Here is a 16,023-nt window from a genome sequence, read left to right as displayed (position 1 = left end):
CGTCGCGGCCGCAGGCTCGGCGGCGGTCGCGGACGAGCCGGGCGCGCCCGGTTCGGTTGCCGTCGTGACGGGCGACGCGCCGTCGTCGGCGACATCCTGCGCGGCAGCTGCCGCCTGCGCCGCCGACGTGTCGGACATGTCGGTGGCTTTGGCCGGGGTGGAACGGGGAGAATCGGAGGAAACAGACGAGGTGCCGGGCAGACCGGCCGGGGAAGGCGTGTTTTCGCTCATGACGATGGTCTGGTGCGTCGCTCACGCGGGTAGATAGACGAGGATTCATTATGCTTCAGCGCACGATCGTCCGGTAAACCTGCAACATCCTGTCGAGATTGTTGCAAGTCCGTCGCAAGCGCCTCGCCGTACGTCCGGCATCCGGTTCGCAGCCGGCTGGACACGTGTGATATATCACAATAATATCGACGCTTCGCCACGTTTCCGGGATCCCGCGCCATGATCGCGCCTCGTCCGGCCGCCGCGCCGCCGTCCGCATGAATGCCCCGACCGACCGACCGCGCGACCGCATCGATGCGTCCGCCACGAGCCTCGCCGAGCGCGCGTACGCGCTGATCCGGCGCGACATCGTCACGATGCGGCTGAAGCCCGGCGCCGCGCTGAACGAGGCGGACCTGGTCGCGCGCACCGGCATCGGCCGCACGCCCGTCCATCAGGCCGTGCATCGGCTCGTGCTCGAAGGGCTGCTGTCCGTGATGCCGCGCAAGGGGTTGATGGTGCAGCCGCTGTCGCTCGACGAGATCGTCGCGGTGATCGACGTGCGCCGCATCAACGAAGCCCATTGCGCGGAACTCGCCGCGCGCCACGCGACGCCCGACGATCTCGCAGCGCTCGCCGCGCTGCTCGACGCAGGCCAGGCGTGTGTCGAGCAGCACGACGTCGAAGGGATGATGGAGCTCGATCGCGCGTTCCATCAGACGATCGCGGCGGCCGCGCGCAACGCGGTGCTCGCCGACATCCTGCGCGGGCTGCACGATCGCTCGCTGCGCTTCTGGTTCGTCACGCTGTCCGAGCCGCACCATCTGGCCGACGTCCAGCGCGAGCACTGCGCGCTGTTCGAGCGGCTGTCCGCGCGCGACGCCGCCGGTGCACGCGCGGCCGTCGAACGTCATATCGATTCGTTCCGCTCCACGCTTGTCCAACATCTTCGCCCCTGAGCCGCTCATGACCACTTTCACGCCCTTCCCCCCGCTCGCCCAGCTCGCCGCCGATCTCGCCGCCGGCACGACCACGAGCCGCGCGCTCGTCGACGCCGCGCTCGAACGGATCGCCGATCCGTCCGGCCAGGGCGCCGTCGTCTTCACCGAAGTCGATGCGGACAACGCGCGCGCGGCCGCCGACGCGCACGACCGGCTGCGGGCCGCGGGCACCGTGCTGTCGCCGCTCGCGGGCATTCCGGTGTCGATCAAGGATCTGTTCGACGTCGCCGGGCAAGTCACGCGCGCCGGTTCGCGCGTGCTCGACGACGCGCCGCCCGCGCGCGCCGATGCGGTCGCGGTCGCGCGGCTGCGCCGTGCGGGGGCGGTGCTGGTCGGCCGCACCAACATGAGCGAGTTCGCGTTCTCGGGGCTCGGGCTCAATCCGCACTTCGGCACGCCCGCGTCGCCGTATCGACGCGACGTGCCGGGCGATGCACGCATCGCGGGCGGGTCGTCGTCGGGCGCCGCCGCGTCGGTCGCCGACGGCATGGCGGCCGTCGCGCTCGGCACCGACACCGGCGGCTCGATCCGCATTCCGGCCGCACTGTGCGGGCTGACCGGCTTCAAGCCGACCGCGAGCCGCGTGCCGACGCAAGGCGGCGTCCCGCTGTCGACGACGCTCGATTCGTTCGGGCCGATCGGCGTGACGGTCGCGTGCTGCGCGCTCGTCGACCGCATGCTCGCCGGCCTCGAGCCGAGCGTGCCGGCCGCGCGGCCGCTCGAAGGCGTGCGGCTCGGCGTGCTGACGAACTACGTGACCGACGGCGTCGACGCCGACGTCGCCGCTGCGCTCGATACCGCGCTCAAGCATCTGGAAGCGGCCGGCGCGATCGTCACCGAAGTGCGGTTCTCCGCGCTGGACCGGCTGCCGGACATCAACCGCTTCGGCTTCTCGCCGATCGAGGCGTACGCGTGGCACCGTCCGCTGCTCGCCGAGCATCGCGACCGCTACGACCCGCGCGTGCTGACGCGCATTCTGAAAGGCGAGCCGGCCACCGCGGCCGACTATCTCGATCTGCTCGCGGCGCGCCGCGCGATGCTCGACGAAGCCGCGCACACGGTGTGGGCGCGCTTCGATGCGCTGGTCGCGCCGACGGTGCCGATCGTGCCGCCACGCATCGCGGAACTCGAAACCGACGACGCCGCGTTCACGCGCACCAATGCGCTGATCCTGCGCAATCCGAGCGCGTTCAACTTCCTCGATGCCTGCGCGCTGTCGCTGCCCTGCCATCCGCGCGACGGCGCGCCGGTCGGCCTGATGCTCGCGGCCGCGCCGCACCGCGACGATGCGCTGCTCGCGATCGGCCAGTCGGTCGAGGCCGTGCTGAACACGATCCGCTGAGCGCGGCGCGCGGAGATGCGGCGGGGTGCCGCAGGCGCGGCGGCCGGTGGGGGCCGGACCGTTCGCGCTAAAATCGCGCGATCGTTTTCCGTACCGACCGACGAGGATCCCTGCCGACATGAAAGAAGCCACGCTTGCGCTGCGCCGCCAACGCCATTTGCTGATGCTGCTCGGATGGGTCTGCATTGCCCTGCTCGCCGGTGCGCTGTATCTGCAGTACGTGAAGAACGAAGATCCGTGCCCGCTGTGCATCATCCAGCGCTACTTCTTCGCGGCGATCGGCATTTTCGCGTTCCTCGCCGCCGGGATGCGCAACTGGCGCGCAATCTGGGTGCTCGAGCTGCTGATCGCGATCGCGGCGGCCGCGGGCGTCGGAACGGCCGCGCGGCACCTGTCGATCCAGATGAATCCGGGCTTCAGCTGCGGCTTCGACACGCTGCAGCCGATCGTCGACAGCCTGCCGCCGGCGCACTGGTTTCCCGGCATGTTCAAGGTCGCCGGGCTGTGCGAAACCGTCTATCCGCCGATCCTCGGGATCCTGCTGCCCGGCTGGGCGCTGATCGCGTTCGCCGTGATCCTCGTCGCGGTCGCCGCGAACCTCTGGCGGCATCGCCGCAAGCTCGCGGGCTGAGGCCTGCACACTGCGCGGGCGGCGGCCGCGCGCCGCGGCCCCGTTCGCACGCGGCCCGGCCCTGCCGGGCGCTCCGCGTAAACACCTAGCCGTTTCGTCCCCGTCGCGCGACGCCCGCGCGGCCCGCGCCCCTGCCGCGCAAACGGCGCGCCGCTGCGGCTTTCCGGCCCGACGCGCACGCATCGCTCCCCGCCATCGCGCGGTCGGCCTATGATCGACATGATCGCCGTCTGATAGCCCGCATCACCGCCCGGCCATGTTCGCGCGGCCGCGCGATGCTATCTTCGCGGCTGGATGGCGATCTACGTGCGCGAGACCGGGCGGTCTCACCCTGCGTAACGCGCGCCTGATCCGCAATGTCGACTGGATTCATCATGACAACGCAAACCATCCGCATCCGTCACCCTCATGGCGTCCGCACGTCCGGCCGCCCCGCTTGCGCGCGGCCCGCGCCTGCCGGGCGCGCACCGCTCCCGACCGTTCCCGTTGCCGCCGCGCCCGCCAGCCCGCGCCGCGCGTCGTGCCGCATCGTCCCGATCGGAGCGCGCTGATGGAAGCGTGGCTCGGCGATCTGCAGCAACTGCTCGCGCACGGCGAATCGGCCGTGCTCGTGACGGTCGCACACACCGACGGCTCCGCGCCGCGCGAGGCCGGCACGAAGATGCTCGTCACGCGCGATACGGCGCGTCATACGATCGGTGGCGGGCATCTGGAATGGAAGGCGATCGAAATCGCGCGGCATCTGCTGAAGGACGGCGCGCACGTGCCGCACGCGCGCCGGCTCGAACGGCTCGCGCTCGGCCCGAGCCTCGGCCAGTGCTGCGGCGGCGCCGTCGTGCTCGCGTTCGAGCGGCTCGACGTCGGCGATCTCGGCTGGATCACGTCGCTCGCGAAGCGCGTCGCGGCCGGCGCGGCGACCGTGCGTAGCGTATCATTCGGCCCCTCGCCCGGTGCGCCGCTGCTCAGCGAGCCGGAACCGGCCGCCGCACGCGCCGACTGCCTGCTGTGGGAAACCGGCGGCGTGTCGCTGATGACCGAAACGATCGCACCGTATGCGTTCCCGGTCGCGCTGTTCGGCGCCGGCCACGTCGGCGCCGCACTCGTGAAGGTGCTCGCGACGCTGCCGTGCCGCGTGCGCTGGATCGACCGGCGCGACGCGGCCTTCCCGGCGGCCGACGCGCTCGCCGGCATCGGCGATCTGACGATCGATGCGCTCGACGATCCGGCAACGGCCGTCGACGCCGCGCCGCCGCACACGTACTTCGTCGTCATGACGCACGACCACGCGCTCGACTTCGCGCTGGCCGAGCGCATCCTGCGGCGCGGCGACTACGCGTACTTCGGCATGATGGGCTCGCACGCGAAACGCGTGCAGTTCGATCATCGCCTCGCGGCGATCGGCATCGATCCCGTTCAGGTCGCGCGGATGCGCTGCCCGATCGGCGTCGAAGGCATCGTCGACAAGGCGCCCGAAGTGATCGCGATCTCGGTGGCCGCGCAGCTGCTGCAGGCCGTCGAGGCGAACGCGCAGGTGCCGGCGCACGCTTCCCCTACTCTCTGACCGACCATCACGACGCCATGACTCCGACATTCAAGAACAAGATCGCTCGCGCGCCGAAAGCCGAGCTGCATATCCATATCGAAGGTTCGCTCGAGCCCGAGCTGATCTTCGCGCTCGCGCAGCGCAACGGCGTGAAGCTTCCCTACGATTCGATCGACGCGCTGCGCGCCGCGTACGCGTTCACCGATCTGCAGTCGTTCCTCGACATCTACTACGCGGGCGCGAGCGTGCTGCTGACCGAGCAGGACTTCTACGACATGACCGCCGCGTACTGCGAACGCGCGCTCGCGGACAACGTCGTCCATACCGAGCTGTTCTTCGATCCGCAGACGCATACCGCGCGCGGCGTGCCGATCGAGACCGTCGTCGCCGGCATCGAGCGCGCGCTCGCGGATGCGGAAAAGCGCGGGCTGTCGAGCAAGCTGATCCTGTGCTTCCTGCGCCATCTGCCGGAAGAAGATGCGCTCGCAACGTTCGAATCGGCGCTGCCGCTGTTCGAGCGCTATCGTCACCGGCTGATCGGCGTCGGCCTCGACTCGTCCGAGCTCGGCCATCCGCCGACGAAATTCGCGCGCGTATTCGACAAGGCACGGGCGCTCGGGCTGAAGCTCGTCGCGCATGCGGGCGAGGAAGGCCCGCCCGCGTACATCTACGAAGCACTCGACGTGCTGAAGGTCGACCGGATCGACCACGGCGTGCGCGCGATCGAGGACGGTGCGCTCGTCGAACGGCTCGCGCGCACGCGCACGGCGCTGACGGTGTGCCCGTTGTCGAACCTCAAGCTCTGCGTGTTCGACGACATGTCGAAGCACACGCTGAAGGCGCTGCTCGACCGCGGCGTCGCGGTGACGATCAATTCCGACGATCCCGCCTATTTCGGCGGCTACGTCAACGACAACTATTTCGCGACGGTCGAGGCGCTGCAGCTCGGCGACGCCGACGTGCACGCGGTGATCCGCAACGGCTTCGAGGCGTCGTTCGTCGACGCCGCGCAGCGCGACGCGCTGATCGCGCGGCTCGACGCATACTGGCGCGCCGCGTGACGGCTGCAATCGAGGCGACGGACAGATGATCACGCACCGCACCGGCCGGCATGTCGCGACGACGGGACGCGCGCCGCACCGCACGCCGAGGCGATGCGACGTGGCGCGCCCGCCGCGCCCGGCATGGGCAACGCGCGATGCGGTGCGCGCTGCACGCGGCGCAATCGCGAATAACCGCCATGCACGCGCGTGCGCATCGCAGCGCGCGAACCGCCGCTGCGCCGATACGCGCACGGCTTCGTCGACGCCTTCGCCGCTGCGGCGCCGGCCGTTTTCTTCTGTCTGTCTTACCTTGATGCAGGACCCTTCGTCATGACGCAAACCGCTTTTCGCTCCCAGTTGCTGACCTTCAACGGCGACCCCGCACAATCGAGCCAGGCCGCGATTCACGAGACCGACGGTCTGCTGATCGTCGACGACGGCAAGGTCGTCGCGGCCGGCCCGTATACGCGCATCGCGCCGATGCTCGCGCGCGACGCAGTCGTGCACGACCTGCGCGGCAAGCTGATCGTGCCGGGCTTCATCGACACGCACATCCACTACCCGCAGACCGACATGATCGCGTCGCCGGCGCCCGGCCTGCTGCCCTGGCTCGACACGTACACGTTCCCGACCGAGCGCCGGTTCGGCGATCCCGAGCATGCGCGCGAGGTCGCGGACTTCTTCGTCGACGAACTGCTCGCCTGCGGCACGACGAGCGCGCTCGTCTACTGCACGGTGCACAAGCAGTCGGCCGACGCGCTGTTCGCGGCGAGCGAAGCGCGCGACCTGCGGATGATCGCGGGCAAGGTGATGATGGATCGCAACTGCCCCGAGTTCCTGCGCGATACCGCGCAGTCCGGCTACGACGACACGGCCGAGCTGATCGGGCGCTGGCACGGCCGCGGCCGGCAGATGTACGTGATCACGCCGCGCTTTGCGCCGACCTCGACCGAAGCGCAACTCGAGGCATGCGGCGAGCTCGCGCGCCGCCATCCGGACGTGTTCGTGCAGAGCCACGTCGCCGAAAACGTCGACGAGGTGAAATGGGCGGCCGAGCTGTTCCCCGGCCATCGCAGCTATCTCGACATCTACGATCGCTACGGGCTGCTACGGCCGCGCGCCGTGTACGGCCACTGCATCCATCTCGACGACGAGGACCGCCGCCGGATGGCCGAGACGCGCACGGTCGTCGCGCACTGCCCGACGTCGAACTTCTTCCTCGGCAGCGGCTTGTTCGATTTCGACAAGGCCGGCGAATACGGCGTGCCGGTCACGCTCGCGACCGACGTCGGCGGCGGCACGTCGTTCTCGATGCTGCAGACGATGAACGAGGCGCACAAGGTCGCGCGGTTGTCGGGCCATCATCTGAGCGCGACGCGGATGTTCTGGCTCGCGACGGCGGGCGCCGCGCAGGCGCTCGATCTCGCCGATACGATCGGCACGCTCGCGCCGCGCACCGAGGCCGACTTCGTCGTGCTCGATCCGCAGGCCACGCCGCTGCTCGCGCGGCGCACGCAGCGCGCGGAATCGCTCGAGGAACTGCTGTTCGCGTTCGCGCTGCTCGGCGACGACCGCGCGGTCTATCGCACCTATGCGGCCGGCCGCCTCGTGCACGAGCGCGGCGCCGCACGCCGCGTCGCCGCGAACTGACGACGTCCCCGCGCCCGCGCGCAGCGCGTGCGGGCCGGCAGCCGAGCGCCGTTCGATGCGCGCGCAACGCACATTTGCACGTTGCGCGCGCCATGCTAGAATGCGCCGCTCATTGGGGAGTAGCCGCTCCGCTCGATCCGTCGCACCGCTGCGTCGATCGTGACGGAGGCGTCCGTCAACAGACTTGGCCGTTCGGCCATGGCGGACGCAGCCACCGAGGCCTGGCGAGACCGATGGTTCATGGCGCGCCGCATCAGGGCCCGGCGCGCGGTGGATCGTCGCTCGCACGCATAACAAGGCCCGTGGAACCCCGTACGTGACTCAAGCCTTCCTGATCTCCACCGGCGCCGTCGCTCTCGCTGAAATCGGCGACAAGACCCAACTGCTCTCGCTCGTCCTCGCTGCGCGCTATCGCAAGCCGCTGCCGATCATTCTCGGCGTGCTCGTCGCGACGCTCGTCAACCACGGTTGCGCGGGTGCGCTCGGCGAATGGCTCGGCGCGCTCGTCACGCCGTCGATCATGCGGTGGGCGCTCGCGGTGTCGTTCGTCGGAATGGGCTTGTGGATCCTGGTGCCGGACAAGCTCGACGCGGACGAAGCCAATGCGAACCGCTCGAGGCTCGGCGTGTTCGGCGCGACGTTCGTCGCGTTCTTCCTCGCGGAGATGGGCGACAAGACGCAGCTCGCGACCGTCGCGCTCGCCGCACGCTTCCAGGATTACATTGGGGTCGTCGCCGGTACGACGTTCGGCATGATGCTCGCGAACGTGCCGGCGATCCTGCTCGGCGACCGCTTTGCGCATCGCCTGCCGACCAAGCTCGTGCACGGCATCGCGGCCGTGCTGTTCGTCGTGCTCGGCGTGCTGGCGCTGTTGGGCGTCGGCCTCTGATCGCACGCGCGGACGTCGCGGCGAACAGGCCGCGACAGTCCGCCTGCGCGCCGGATTCCGCCGATTATTTCGGCGCGGCCGCGGCGCCCGACGCCGGCGCCGGTGCAACCGGACGCTCGTTGGAAGCCGGCATCGCGGGCCCGCCACGCTTGTCGACCGGCAAGCGGACCGTGCGCACCGCGCCGTTCGCAAGCGGGAAATCGGCGAGCGCGCTGCGCGCGAGAAACGGCATCGCGTTGAGCATCGCGCCGTTGTCGCCGGTCGTGCGCGCGGTCACGTTGTAAACCTCCTTGCCGGTCGCGCGCTCGGTGATGCGGATGCCGAGCGTGTAGTCGAACACGCGATACGTCTGCGCGACGTAGCCGGCCGGCATCGGCCCCCAGGGCCCCCAGGGGCCCCACGGGCCACCGCGCCAGTACGGCCCCGGCCCGATGAACCACGGATCGTAATAGACCGGCTGCGGCACCGTCACGAGATCGCTGCCGACGTTGTACGACAGGCCGACGAGGTAGCGCGCCTGCGCAAGCGGCACCTGCCGGAACGCATACGCGGACAGCTCGTTCGCGACGATCGGCTCGTACGTCGACTGCTCGATGCTGTTCTTCTGCGCATCGGTGCGCGTGAACGCATAGGTGCGCGTCGCGTCGCTGCCGCTCCAGTCGGAAAAGGCCGTGACCTGCGTCGTCACATAGCTGGTGCAGCCTGTCAGCAGCGCCGCGCCGAATGCCGCGATGCAGCCGGCGGCACGATGAATCCATTCGCGTTTCATGTTCGTCCTCGTCGATCCGTTTCCCGTTCGTCGCACCGCGCGAACCGGACGGGATGTCGATAATACGCGGACCGTCCGAACCGGTAAAAAGTTCGCGCGGCGCGCAGCCGCAAGCCTTTGTACAATGAGCCGGTTCGCCAGGTCCGCGCCGCGGGCCCGATCCCCTTTCCACGACCTCGACGACCATGTCCGACAACGCCTCTTCCACCGTGATTCGCCGCGCCGACTACACGCCGCCGGCCTTCCTCATCGATTCCGTCGCGCTCGAATTCGATCTCGAGCCGGCCCGTACGATCGTCAGGAATACGATGCGCGTGCGTCGCAATCCCGATGCCGCGCCCGCACCGCATCTGGAGCTGATGGGCGAGGCGCTCGAATTCCTCGGCGCCCAGCTGAACGGCGCGCCGCACGGCGCCGTGCGCGCGCACGAGCACGGGCTGACCGTCGAGAACGTGCCCGACACGTTCGACCTGACGCTCGAAAGCGCGTGCGCGCCCGACCAGAACACGACGCTGTCGGGCCTGTACGTATCGAGCGGCAACTTCTTCACGCAATGCGAGGCCGAGGGCTTCCGCCGCATCACATACTTCCTCGATCGTCCCGACGTGATGGCGTCGTATACGGTCGTGCTGCGCGCCGACAAGGCCGCGTATCCGGTGCTGCTGTCGAACGGCAACCTCGTCGATTCGGGCGACCTGCCCGACGGCCGCCACTTCGCGAAATGGGAAGACCCGTTCCGCAAGCCGAGCTATCTGTTCGCGCTGGTCGCGGGCAAGCTCGTCGCGATCGAGGAGCGGATCACGACCGGCTCCGGCAAGGAAAAGCTGCTGCAGGTGTGGGTCGAGCCGGCCGATCTCGACAAGACGCGTCACGCGATGGATTCGCTGATCCATTCGATCCGCTGGGACGAACGGCGCTTCGGCCTCGAGCTCGATCTCGACCGCTTCATGATCGTCGCGGTCGGCGACTTCAACATGGGCGCGATGGAGAACAAGGGGCTCAACATCTTCAACACGAAGTACGTGCTCGCGAACCCCGAGACGGCGACCGACGTCGATTTCGCGAACATCGAATCGGTGGTCGGCCACGAGTATTTCCACAACTGGACCGGCAACCGCGTGACGTGTCGCGACTGGTTCCAGCTGAGCCTGAAGGAAGGCCTGACGGTGTTCCGCGACCAGGAGTTCTCGGCCGACATGGCCGCCGGCGACGATCTCGAATCGGCCGCGCGTGCGGTCAAGCGCATCGAGGACGTGCGCGTGCTGCGCCAGCTGCAGTTCGCCGAGGACGCCGGCCCGATGGCGCATCCGGTGCGCCCGGAAAGCTACGTCGAGATCAACAACTTCTACACGATGACCGTCTACGAGAAAGGCGCGGAAGTCGTGCGGATGTATCAGACGCTGTTCGGTCGCGACGGCTTCCGCAAGGGGATGGACCTCTACTTCAAGCGCCACGACGGCCAGGCCGTCACGTGCGACGATTTCCGTCACGCGATGGCCGATGCGAACGGGCGCGATCTCGCGCAGTTCGAGCGCTGGTACAGCCAGGCCGGCACGCCGCGCGTCAGCGTGCGCACCGCGTATGACGCCGCCGCGCGCCGCTACACCGTCACGCTCGCGCAGGGCTACGGCGATGCGTCGCCGGCCGCGCGCGACACGCAACAGGGTCCGCTGCTGATTCCGTTCGCGATCGGGCTGATCGGCCGCGACGGCCGCGACCTGCCGCTGCGCCTCGACGGCGAGGCCGCTGCAGCGGGCACGACGCGCGTGCTGGAGTTCACCGAGACCGAGCAGACGTTCACGTTCGTCGACGTGCCGGAAGCGCCGCTGCCGTCGCTGCTGCGCAATTTCTCGGCACCGGTGATCGTCGAATACGACTACAGCGACGACGATCTCGCGTTCCTGCTCGCGCACGACAGCGACGCGTTCAATCGCTGGGAAGCCGGCCAGCGGCTCGCGACGCGCGCGCTGCTGACGCTCGCTGCGCGCGCGGCCGCGAACGAGCCGCTGACGCTCGGCGAGAACTTCGTCGCCGCGTTCCGCCGCGTGCTGACCGACGCGAACCTGTCGCCGGCGTTCCGCGAACTCGCGCTGACGCTGCCGTCGGAAACCTACCTCGCCGACCAGATGGCCGAAGCCGATCCGGCCGCCGTGCATCGCGCTCGCCAGTTCGTGCGTCGCCAGCTCGCGACCGCGCTGCGCGCCGAATGGCTCACCGCGTACGAACAGCACCAGACCCCCGGCACGTACGAGCCGACGCCCGAAGCGTCGGGCCGCCGCGCGCTGAAAAACCTCGCGCTCGCGTATCTCGCGGAACTCGAGGATCCGGCCGACGCGGTACGGCTCGCGACTGCGCAATACGAGGCGGCGAACAACATGACCGATCGCGCGGCCGCGCTCGGCGCCCTGCTGTCCGCGGCGGCGGCCGGCGCGAACGAGCCGGCCGAGCGCGCGCTCGACGACTTCTATCGCCGCTTCGAGAAGGAAGCGCTCGTGATCGACAAGTGGTTCGCGATGCAGGCCGCGCAACGCGGCACGCCCGCGCAGCCGACGCTCGCAAAGGTTCGCAAGCTGATGGCGCATCCGGCGTTCAATCTGAAGAATCCGAACCGCGCGCGCTCGCTGATCTTCAGCTTCTGTGCGGCAAACCCCGCGCAGTTCCATGCGGCGGACGGCTCGGGCTATGCGTTCTGGGCCGAGCAGGTGCTCGCGCTCGACGCGATCAATCCGCAGGTCGCCGCGCGGCTCGCGCGTTCGCTCGAGCTGTGGCGCCGCTACACGCCCGCGCTGCGCGACAAGATGCGCGAGGCGCTCGAAAAGGTCGCCGCAGGCGCGAAATCGCGCGACGTACGCGAGATCGTCGAGAAGGCGCTCGCCTGACGCGCCACGCATCGCGGCAGGCGCGCTCGCGCATCGAGGCCGGTACTGCGCCCTGCAGTGCCGGCCTTTTTCCATGAGGCGCAGCGCGTGCCCGCCGCGCGCGTGCGCTACCGCACCATAGCTACGCGGACCGGGCCGATTCGCGCGCCGCGCGTTGTAACGGGACGAAAAAACCCGTCGGCCGCCGAGGCCCGGCAGGTAAAATTGCGGCAACTCAAGGATTCTTTGGCCTTTCGGAGTCTGTCATGTCCATTGCCCGCCGCACCACGCTGTCCAAGTTCCTGATCGAACAGCAGCGCGAGACCAACAACCTCCCCGCCGACCTGCGCCTGCTGATCGAAGTCGTCGCCCGCGCGTGCAAGGCGATCAGCTACAACGTGTCGAAGGGCGCACTGGGCGATGCGCTCGGCACCGCCGGCAGCGAAAACGTCCAGGGCGAAGTGCAGAAGAAGCTCGACATCCTGTCGAACGAGATCCTGCTCGACGCGAACGAATGGGGCGGCAACCTCGCCGCGATGGCCTCGGAGGAAATGGAAACGTTCTTCCCGATCCCGGCGAACTATCCGCGCGGCGAATACCTGCTGGTGTTCGATCCGCTCGACGGCTCGTCGAACATCGACGTCAACGTGTCGATCGGCACGATCTTCTCGGTACTGCGCTGCCCGGACGGCAAGCAGGCGACCGAAGAATCGTTCCTGCAGCCCGGCACGCAGCAGGTGGCGGCAGGTTATGCGGTTTACGGCCCGCAGACGGTGTTCGTGCTGACCACCGGCAACGGCGTGAACTGCTTCACGCTCGACCGCGAAGTCGGCTCGTGGGTGCTCACGCAGAGCAACATGCAGATCCCGGCCGATACGCGCGAATACGCGATCAACGCCTCGAACGCGCGTCACTGGTACGACCCGGTCAAGCGCTACGTCGACGAACTGAACGCCGGCAAGGACGGCCCGCGCGGCGACAACTTCAACATGCGCTGGATCGCATCGATGGTCGCCGACGTACACCGGATCCTCAACCGCGGCGGCATCTTCATGTATCCGGCCGACAAGCGCACGCCGGACCGCCCGGGCAAGCTGCGCCTGATGTACGAGGCGAACCCGATGGCATTCATCGTCGAGCAGGCGGGCGGCGCGGCCACCACCGGCACGCAGCGGATCATGGAAGTCCAGCCGACCGGCCTGCACCAGCGCGTGCCGGTGTTCCTCGGCTCGAAGAACGAAGTCGAGCGTGTGACCGCCTATCACCACGAAAGCCAATAATTTGCACCGCAACACTGGACGGACGCGCGCGACGCAAGTAAAATCGCGCCTCGCGATGCGGCCCTGACAGGCCGCATCGCGGTGAAGTGAAAGCGGGAAGTCCGCCGGATCGACGGTTTCGCGAAGCAGGCGCCAGGCGCTAAAAAAAATTCGCGAAACCTATTGCCAAGGTCTCGGATTTCACCCTATAATTTCGTTTCTCTGCTGCCGGTGTAGCTCAGTTGGTAGAGCAGCGCATTCGTAATGCGAAGGTCGTAGGTTCGACTCCTATCTCCGGCACCACTGATTCAGGCAAAAAGCCCAGTCCTTGCGACTGGGCTTTTTGCTTTCCGAGCCGCGATACGCGGCGCAACACGCTATGCGTGTCGCACGCAGCGCTCCGACACGATGCTGCGCTGCTGGATCCACGCGATCGCCAGTTCCATTGCGCGATCGCGCGCTTCGTCCGACTCCGCGAAGTTGCCTTCGACGCCGAGCGTGCGCGTCTCGCCGTCGCGGTCGGCGACGATCGCGGCCGCCGTGTAGCGGCCGTCCTCTTCCGTCGTGACGACGGTACGGATCGCGCAACTTCGGTATTCGCTGAACGTTTCCGTCTGCATGTTGCCTCCTATGGTCGCGTGTGCGCCGGCGAGCAATCGTCAGGCCGCGGCGCCGACGCGTCCCGACGCGATCGCCTTGATCGCATATTCCACGGCTTCGCGGTGCGCCTCGTCGGCGCTCGCCCACTGCTGCGCATAGCGCGGCAGATGCCAGTCGGCCAGCACGGTCCCCGCACGTACGATGCGTACGAGCGCGACGTACGTATCGCGCGTCGCCGACGGCGTCGCGCAATGCCTGACCGGCATCTCGCGCGTGTCGATCTCGAAGCCCTTCCAGTGTTCGTGTCTGACGGGATCGATCATGGCTCGTTTCTCCGTGTACGGCGCATCCCGTTACGTGCGATGCACCGGATCGTCGCGCCGTTGCGGCGCGGTATCGTCAGACGCTGCGGCCTGGCGCGCATCGAAGAAGCGGCCGATGCGCGTTGCGCGCAGCCGCGCGGGGAGACCCGCGAAGAAATGCGCGATCTGCCGTTGCAGGCGCCGCAGATCGCCACGCAGATTCACGTCGAAGAAAAAATCGCTCATCACCGGCTCCTGATTTCAGAGGGGCCTGCGCGCAAGCCGAACCGGACCACGCGCTCCAGTTCGTCTGCCGCGTGCATGGCCGCCGACACACAAATCGAAACACGCAGTGCGTGAACCGCAACTGCCGAGCGACAGATAACATAGCGCACGCGACGAAAAATTCAAGCGGCGCGGGCGGTTCGCATTCGCGTGACGCGCACCGCGTCTCGCGCACGACGGCAGCAGAAAAAACGGCCGGCATCGCTGCCGGCCGCTTGCACGAATTACCCGTTCACCGGGATGCGGCGCACGCGGCTCTGCGCGTCGGGCCGCTTCGCGATCGTCACGGTAAGCACGCCGTTGCGGAAGCTGGCCGTCACCTTCTCCGGATCGGCGTCGGGGCTCAACTGCACCGAACGCTGGAACGCGCCCTGCCAGCGCTCGCTGTAGACGGCGCCGGTCGACGCGCCTTTCTTCTCGCCGCGGATCGTCAGCACGTCGTGATCGAGCGACACGTCGATGTCGTTCTGCTCGAGGCCGGGCAGCTCCGCGACGACGGTGATTTCGTTGTCGCTCTCGTTGAGCTCGATGTTCGGCCAGCCGAACGACGAAGCCGCCAGCGACGAGCCGAAACGTGCGGGCATATCGAAGCTGCGGAAGAAGTCGTCGAAGAGCCGATTCATTTCGCGATGCAGCGCCAGCACCGGATGATCGTCCTCGCGCTGACGCACGGCCGGCACGTTGCGATCGCGGTTCCACGGAATCAGATTCCTGAAGTCCATTTTCCACCTCCTGTATTTCGGAAGGCAGGCGAACGATGCACGCCGAGCGCGAGACGCACTGCGTTCGTCCGCGCATGCTGCCTGCACACACGAAGCAGTCGACTACGGTCCTGCGCATTCGCGCCGAACCACCACGCCGTGAAGATAGGGGCGGCACGCATGGCTTCAAGAGTGCGGAGCGCTCCCAATGCGGCAGAGCGACGCTCGCGCAAGCGCTGGTCGGCACGGTCCGTATGCCGAGTGCGTTCATCAGGAAACCGTAGCTTCGCTCAGACGGAACGCGCATGGCTCCAGTTCGCGATCGGCGCACCCGCGCGTGCGTGCATGGCGATGCCGACTACGCGAACAGGCAATCGTCGCGATCGTCATTACATTTTTATTACGGCGAACATACTGCCCATTCGCGCCCGCTGATCAGACAAATCAACTGGAAAATCCCGTTAAGCGTGCATAACATTACTTAACGATTCCGACCCGTCTATCGCGTTACATTGCGAAGGCGGCACGACGGATCGTCAGCCGCACTCGCCCAGCGCTTGCGGCACTCCGCCGATGTCCGGTCATTTCGACTCAACACAAGGAGAGGATCAACATGACTCATGGCTTGATTATGTGGCTCATCATCGGCGCCATCGCCGGCTGGCTTGCGGGCGTACTCGTCAAGGGCGGCGGCTTCGGGCTGATCGTCGACATCATCGTCGGCATCGTGGGCGCGGTGATCGGCGGCTGGCTGGCCGGTGTGCTCGGCATCAGCGTCGGCAGCGGCTTCATCGGTTCGGTGATCATCGCGGTGATCGGTGCGGTGATCCTGCTGTTCATCATCCGCCTGTTCCGACGAGCCTGACGATCGTCTCCGCGCGCCCGCGGGCGCGCCCCGTATCGAGCGCGGCGCGCGGCCCCTTCGCCGCGCGCCGCGTTC

Annotated in this window: 15 protein-coding genes, 1 tRNA gene, 1 pseudogene and 1 riboswitch; of the genes and pseudogenes, 12 read left to right on the top strand and 5 right to left on the bottom strand. The window is 68.1% G+C overall.

The annotated features are described in order from the left end of the window. Nucleotides 1-231, bottom strand: a pseudogene (locus HMPREF3115_RS31535) (gamma-glutamyl-gamma-aminobutyrate hydrolase); the annotation flags it as partial. A gap of 257 nt (nucleotides 232-488) precedes the next feature. Between HMPREF3115_RS31535 and HMPREF3115_RS10010 the strand changes: the two are divergent. From HMPREF3115_RS10010 to HMPREF3115_RS09980, 7 genes are all read left to right on the top strand, one after another. Then, a complete protein-coding gene (locus HMPREF3115_RS10010; protein WP_059940806.1) occupies nucleotides 489-1,169 on the top strand; it encodes a GntR family transcriptional regulator in 681 nt (226 codons plus the stop codon). 7 nt (nucleotides 1,170-1,176) lie between these two features. After that, nucleotides 1,177-2,553 carry an amidase gene (locus tag HMPREF3115_RS10005; RefSeq protein WP_006400753.1) on the top strand — a complete coding sequence of 459 codons (1,377 nt, stop codon included), beginning with the start codon at nucleotides 1,177-1,179 and terminating at the stop codon, nucleotides 2,551-2,553. Between the two features lie 118 nt (nucleotides 2,554-2,671). Beyond that, complete coding sequence (locus HMPREF3115_RS10000; RefSeq protein WP_006400754.1) at nucleotides 2,672-3,184, top strand: disulfide bond formation protein B; 513 nt, start codon at nucleotides 2,672-2,674, stop codon at nucleotides 3,182-3,184. Nucleotides 3,185-3,734: 550 nt separating this feature from the next. Next, complete coding sequence (xdhC, locus tag HMPREF3115_RS09995; protein WP_006400755.1) at nucleotides 3,735-4,745, top strand: xanthine dehydrogenase accessory protein XdhC; 1,011 nt, start codon at nucleotides 3,735-3,737, stop codon at nucleotides 4,743-4,745. A 17-nt stretch (nucleotides 4,746-4,762) separates the two neighbouring features. Continuing rightward, nucleotides 4,763-5,788, top strand: coding sequence for an adenosine deaminase (locus tag HMPREF3115_RS09990; protein WP_006400756.1), 1,026 nt, complete (start codon nucleotides 4,763-4,765; stop codon nucleotides 5,786-5,788). Between the two features lie 312 nt (nucleotides 5,789-6,100). Further along, entirely contained in the window at nucleotides 6,101-7,420 is a 1,320-nt protein-coding gene (gene guaD, locus HMPREF3115_RS09985; protein WP_048995319.1) for a guanine deaminase, read from the top strand. A gap of 91 nt (nucleotides 7,421-7,511) precedes the next feature. Continuing rightward, nucleotides 7,512-7,696: riboswitch (yybP-ykoY riboswitch) on the top strand. A gap of 40 nt (nucleotides 7,697-7,736) precedes the next feature. After that, nucleotides 7,737-8,309 carry a TMEM165/GDT1 family protein gene (locus tag HMPREF3115_RS09980; protein ID WP_006400759.1) on the top strand — a complete coding sequence of 191 codons (573 nt, stop codon included), beginning with the start codon at nucleotides 7,737-7,739 and terminating at the stop codon, nucleotides 8,307-8,309. A gap of 64 nt (nucleotides 8,310-8,373) precedes the next feature. On the opposite strand, the gene HMPREF3115_RS09975 is transcribed toward HMPREF3115_RS09980, so the two are convergent. Continuing rightward, nucleotides 8,374-9,078, bottom strand: a complete 705-nt coding sequence (locus HMPREF3115_RS09975; RefSeq protein ID WP_006400760.1) for a DUF4136 domain-containing protein — start codon at nucleotides 9,076-9,078, stop codon at nucleotides 8,374-8,376. A gap of 185 nt (nucleotides 9,079-9,263) precedes the next feature. Here HMPREF3115_RS09975 and pepN point away from each other — a divergent pair, with 185 nt between their 5' ends. The 3 genes from pepN (at nucleotide 9,264) to HMPREF3115_RS09960 (ending at nucleotide 13,498) form a co-directional block, all read left to right on the top strand. Further along, nucleotides 9,264-11,957 carry an aminopeptidase N gene (pepN, locus tag HMPREF3115_RS09970; RefSeq protein ID WP_065494159.1) on the top strand — a complete coding sequence of 898 codons (2,694 nt, stop codon included), beginning with the start codon at nucleotides 9,264-9,266 and terminating at the stop codon, nucleotides 11,955-11,957. Between the two features lie 245 nt (nucleotides 11,958-12,202). Then, nucleotides 12,203-13,216, top strand: a complete 1,014-nt coding sequence (locus HMPREF3115_RS09965) for a class 1 fructose-bisphosphatase (protein WP_006400763.1) — start codon at nucleotides 12,203-12,205, stop codon at nucleotides 13,214-13,216. Between the two features lie 206 nt (nucleotides 13,217-13,422). Continuing rightward, nucleotides 13,423-13,498, top strand: a tRNA-Thr gene (locus HMPREF3115_RS09960). 74 nt (nucleotides 13,499-13,572) lie between these two features. On the opposite strand, the gene HMPREF3115_RS09955 is transcribed toward HMPREF3115_RS09960, so the two are convergent. Together HMPREF3115_RS09955 and HMPREF3115_RS09950 are read right to left on the bottom strand one after the other, a co-directional pair. Further along, a complete protein-coding gene (locus HMPREF3115_RS09955; protein ID WP_006400764.1) occupies nucleotides 13,573-13,815 on the bottom strand; it encodes a hypothetical protein in 243 nt (80 codons plus the stop codon). A gap of 39 nt (nucleotides 13,816-13,854) precedes the next feature. Then, nucleotides 13,855-14,118, bottom strand: a complete 264-nt coding sequence (locus tag HMPREF3115_RS09950; protein ID WP_060042849.1) for a hypothetical protein — start codon at nucleotides 14,116-14,118, stop codon at nucleotides 13,855-13,857. Nucleotides 14,119-14,157: 39 nt separating this feature from the next. Here HMPREF3115_RS09950 and HMPREF3115_RS31530 point away from each other — a divergent pair, with 39 nt between their 5' ends. After that, entirely contained in the window at nucleotides 14,158-14,457 is a 300-nt protein-coding gene (locus tag HMPREF3115_RS31530) for a hypothetical protein (protein WP_172820302.1), read from the top strand. 149 nt (nucleotides 14,458-14,606) lie between these two features. On the opposite strand, the gene HMPREF3115_RS09940 is transcribed toward HMPREF3115_RS31530, so the two are convergent. Continuing rightward, nucleotides 14,607-15,104, bottom strand: a complete 498-nt coding sequence (locus tag HMPREF3115_RS09940) for an Hsp20/alpha crystallin family protein (protein WP_048995016.1) — start codon at nucleotides 15,102-15,104, stop codon at nucleotides 14,607-14,609. A 592-nt stretch (nucleotides 15,105-15,696) separates the two neighbouring features. Here HMPREF3115_RS09940 and HMPREF3115_RS09935 point away from each other — a divergent pair. Then, nucleotides 15,697-15,948, top strand: coding sequence for a GlsB/YeaQ/YmgE family stress response membrane protein (locus tag HMPREF3115_RS09935; protein WP_006400770.1), 252 nt, complete (start codon nucleotides 15,697-15,699; stop codon nucleotides 15,946-15,948). The last annotated feature ends 75 nt before the right edge of the window (nucleotides 15,949-16,023 follow it).

Origin of the sequence: Burkholderia sp. HMSC10F09 (genome assembly GCF_001806955.1) — a bacterium.
Taxonomy (GTDB): Bacteria; Pseudomonadota; Gammaproteobacteria; order Burkholderiales; family Burkholderiaceae; genus Burkholderia; species Burkholderia multivorans.
This window is presented reverse-complemented; position numbering and strand designations above follow the sequence as displayed.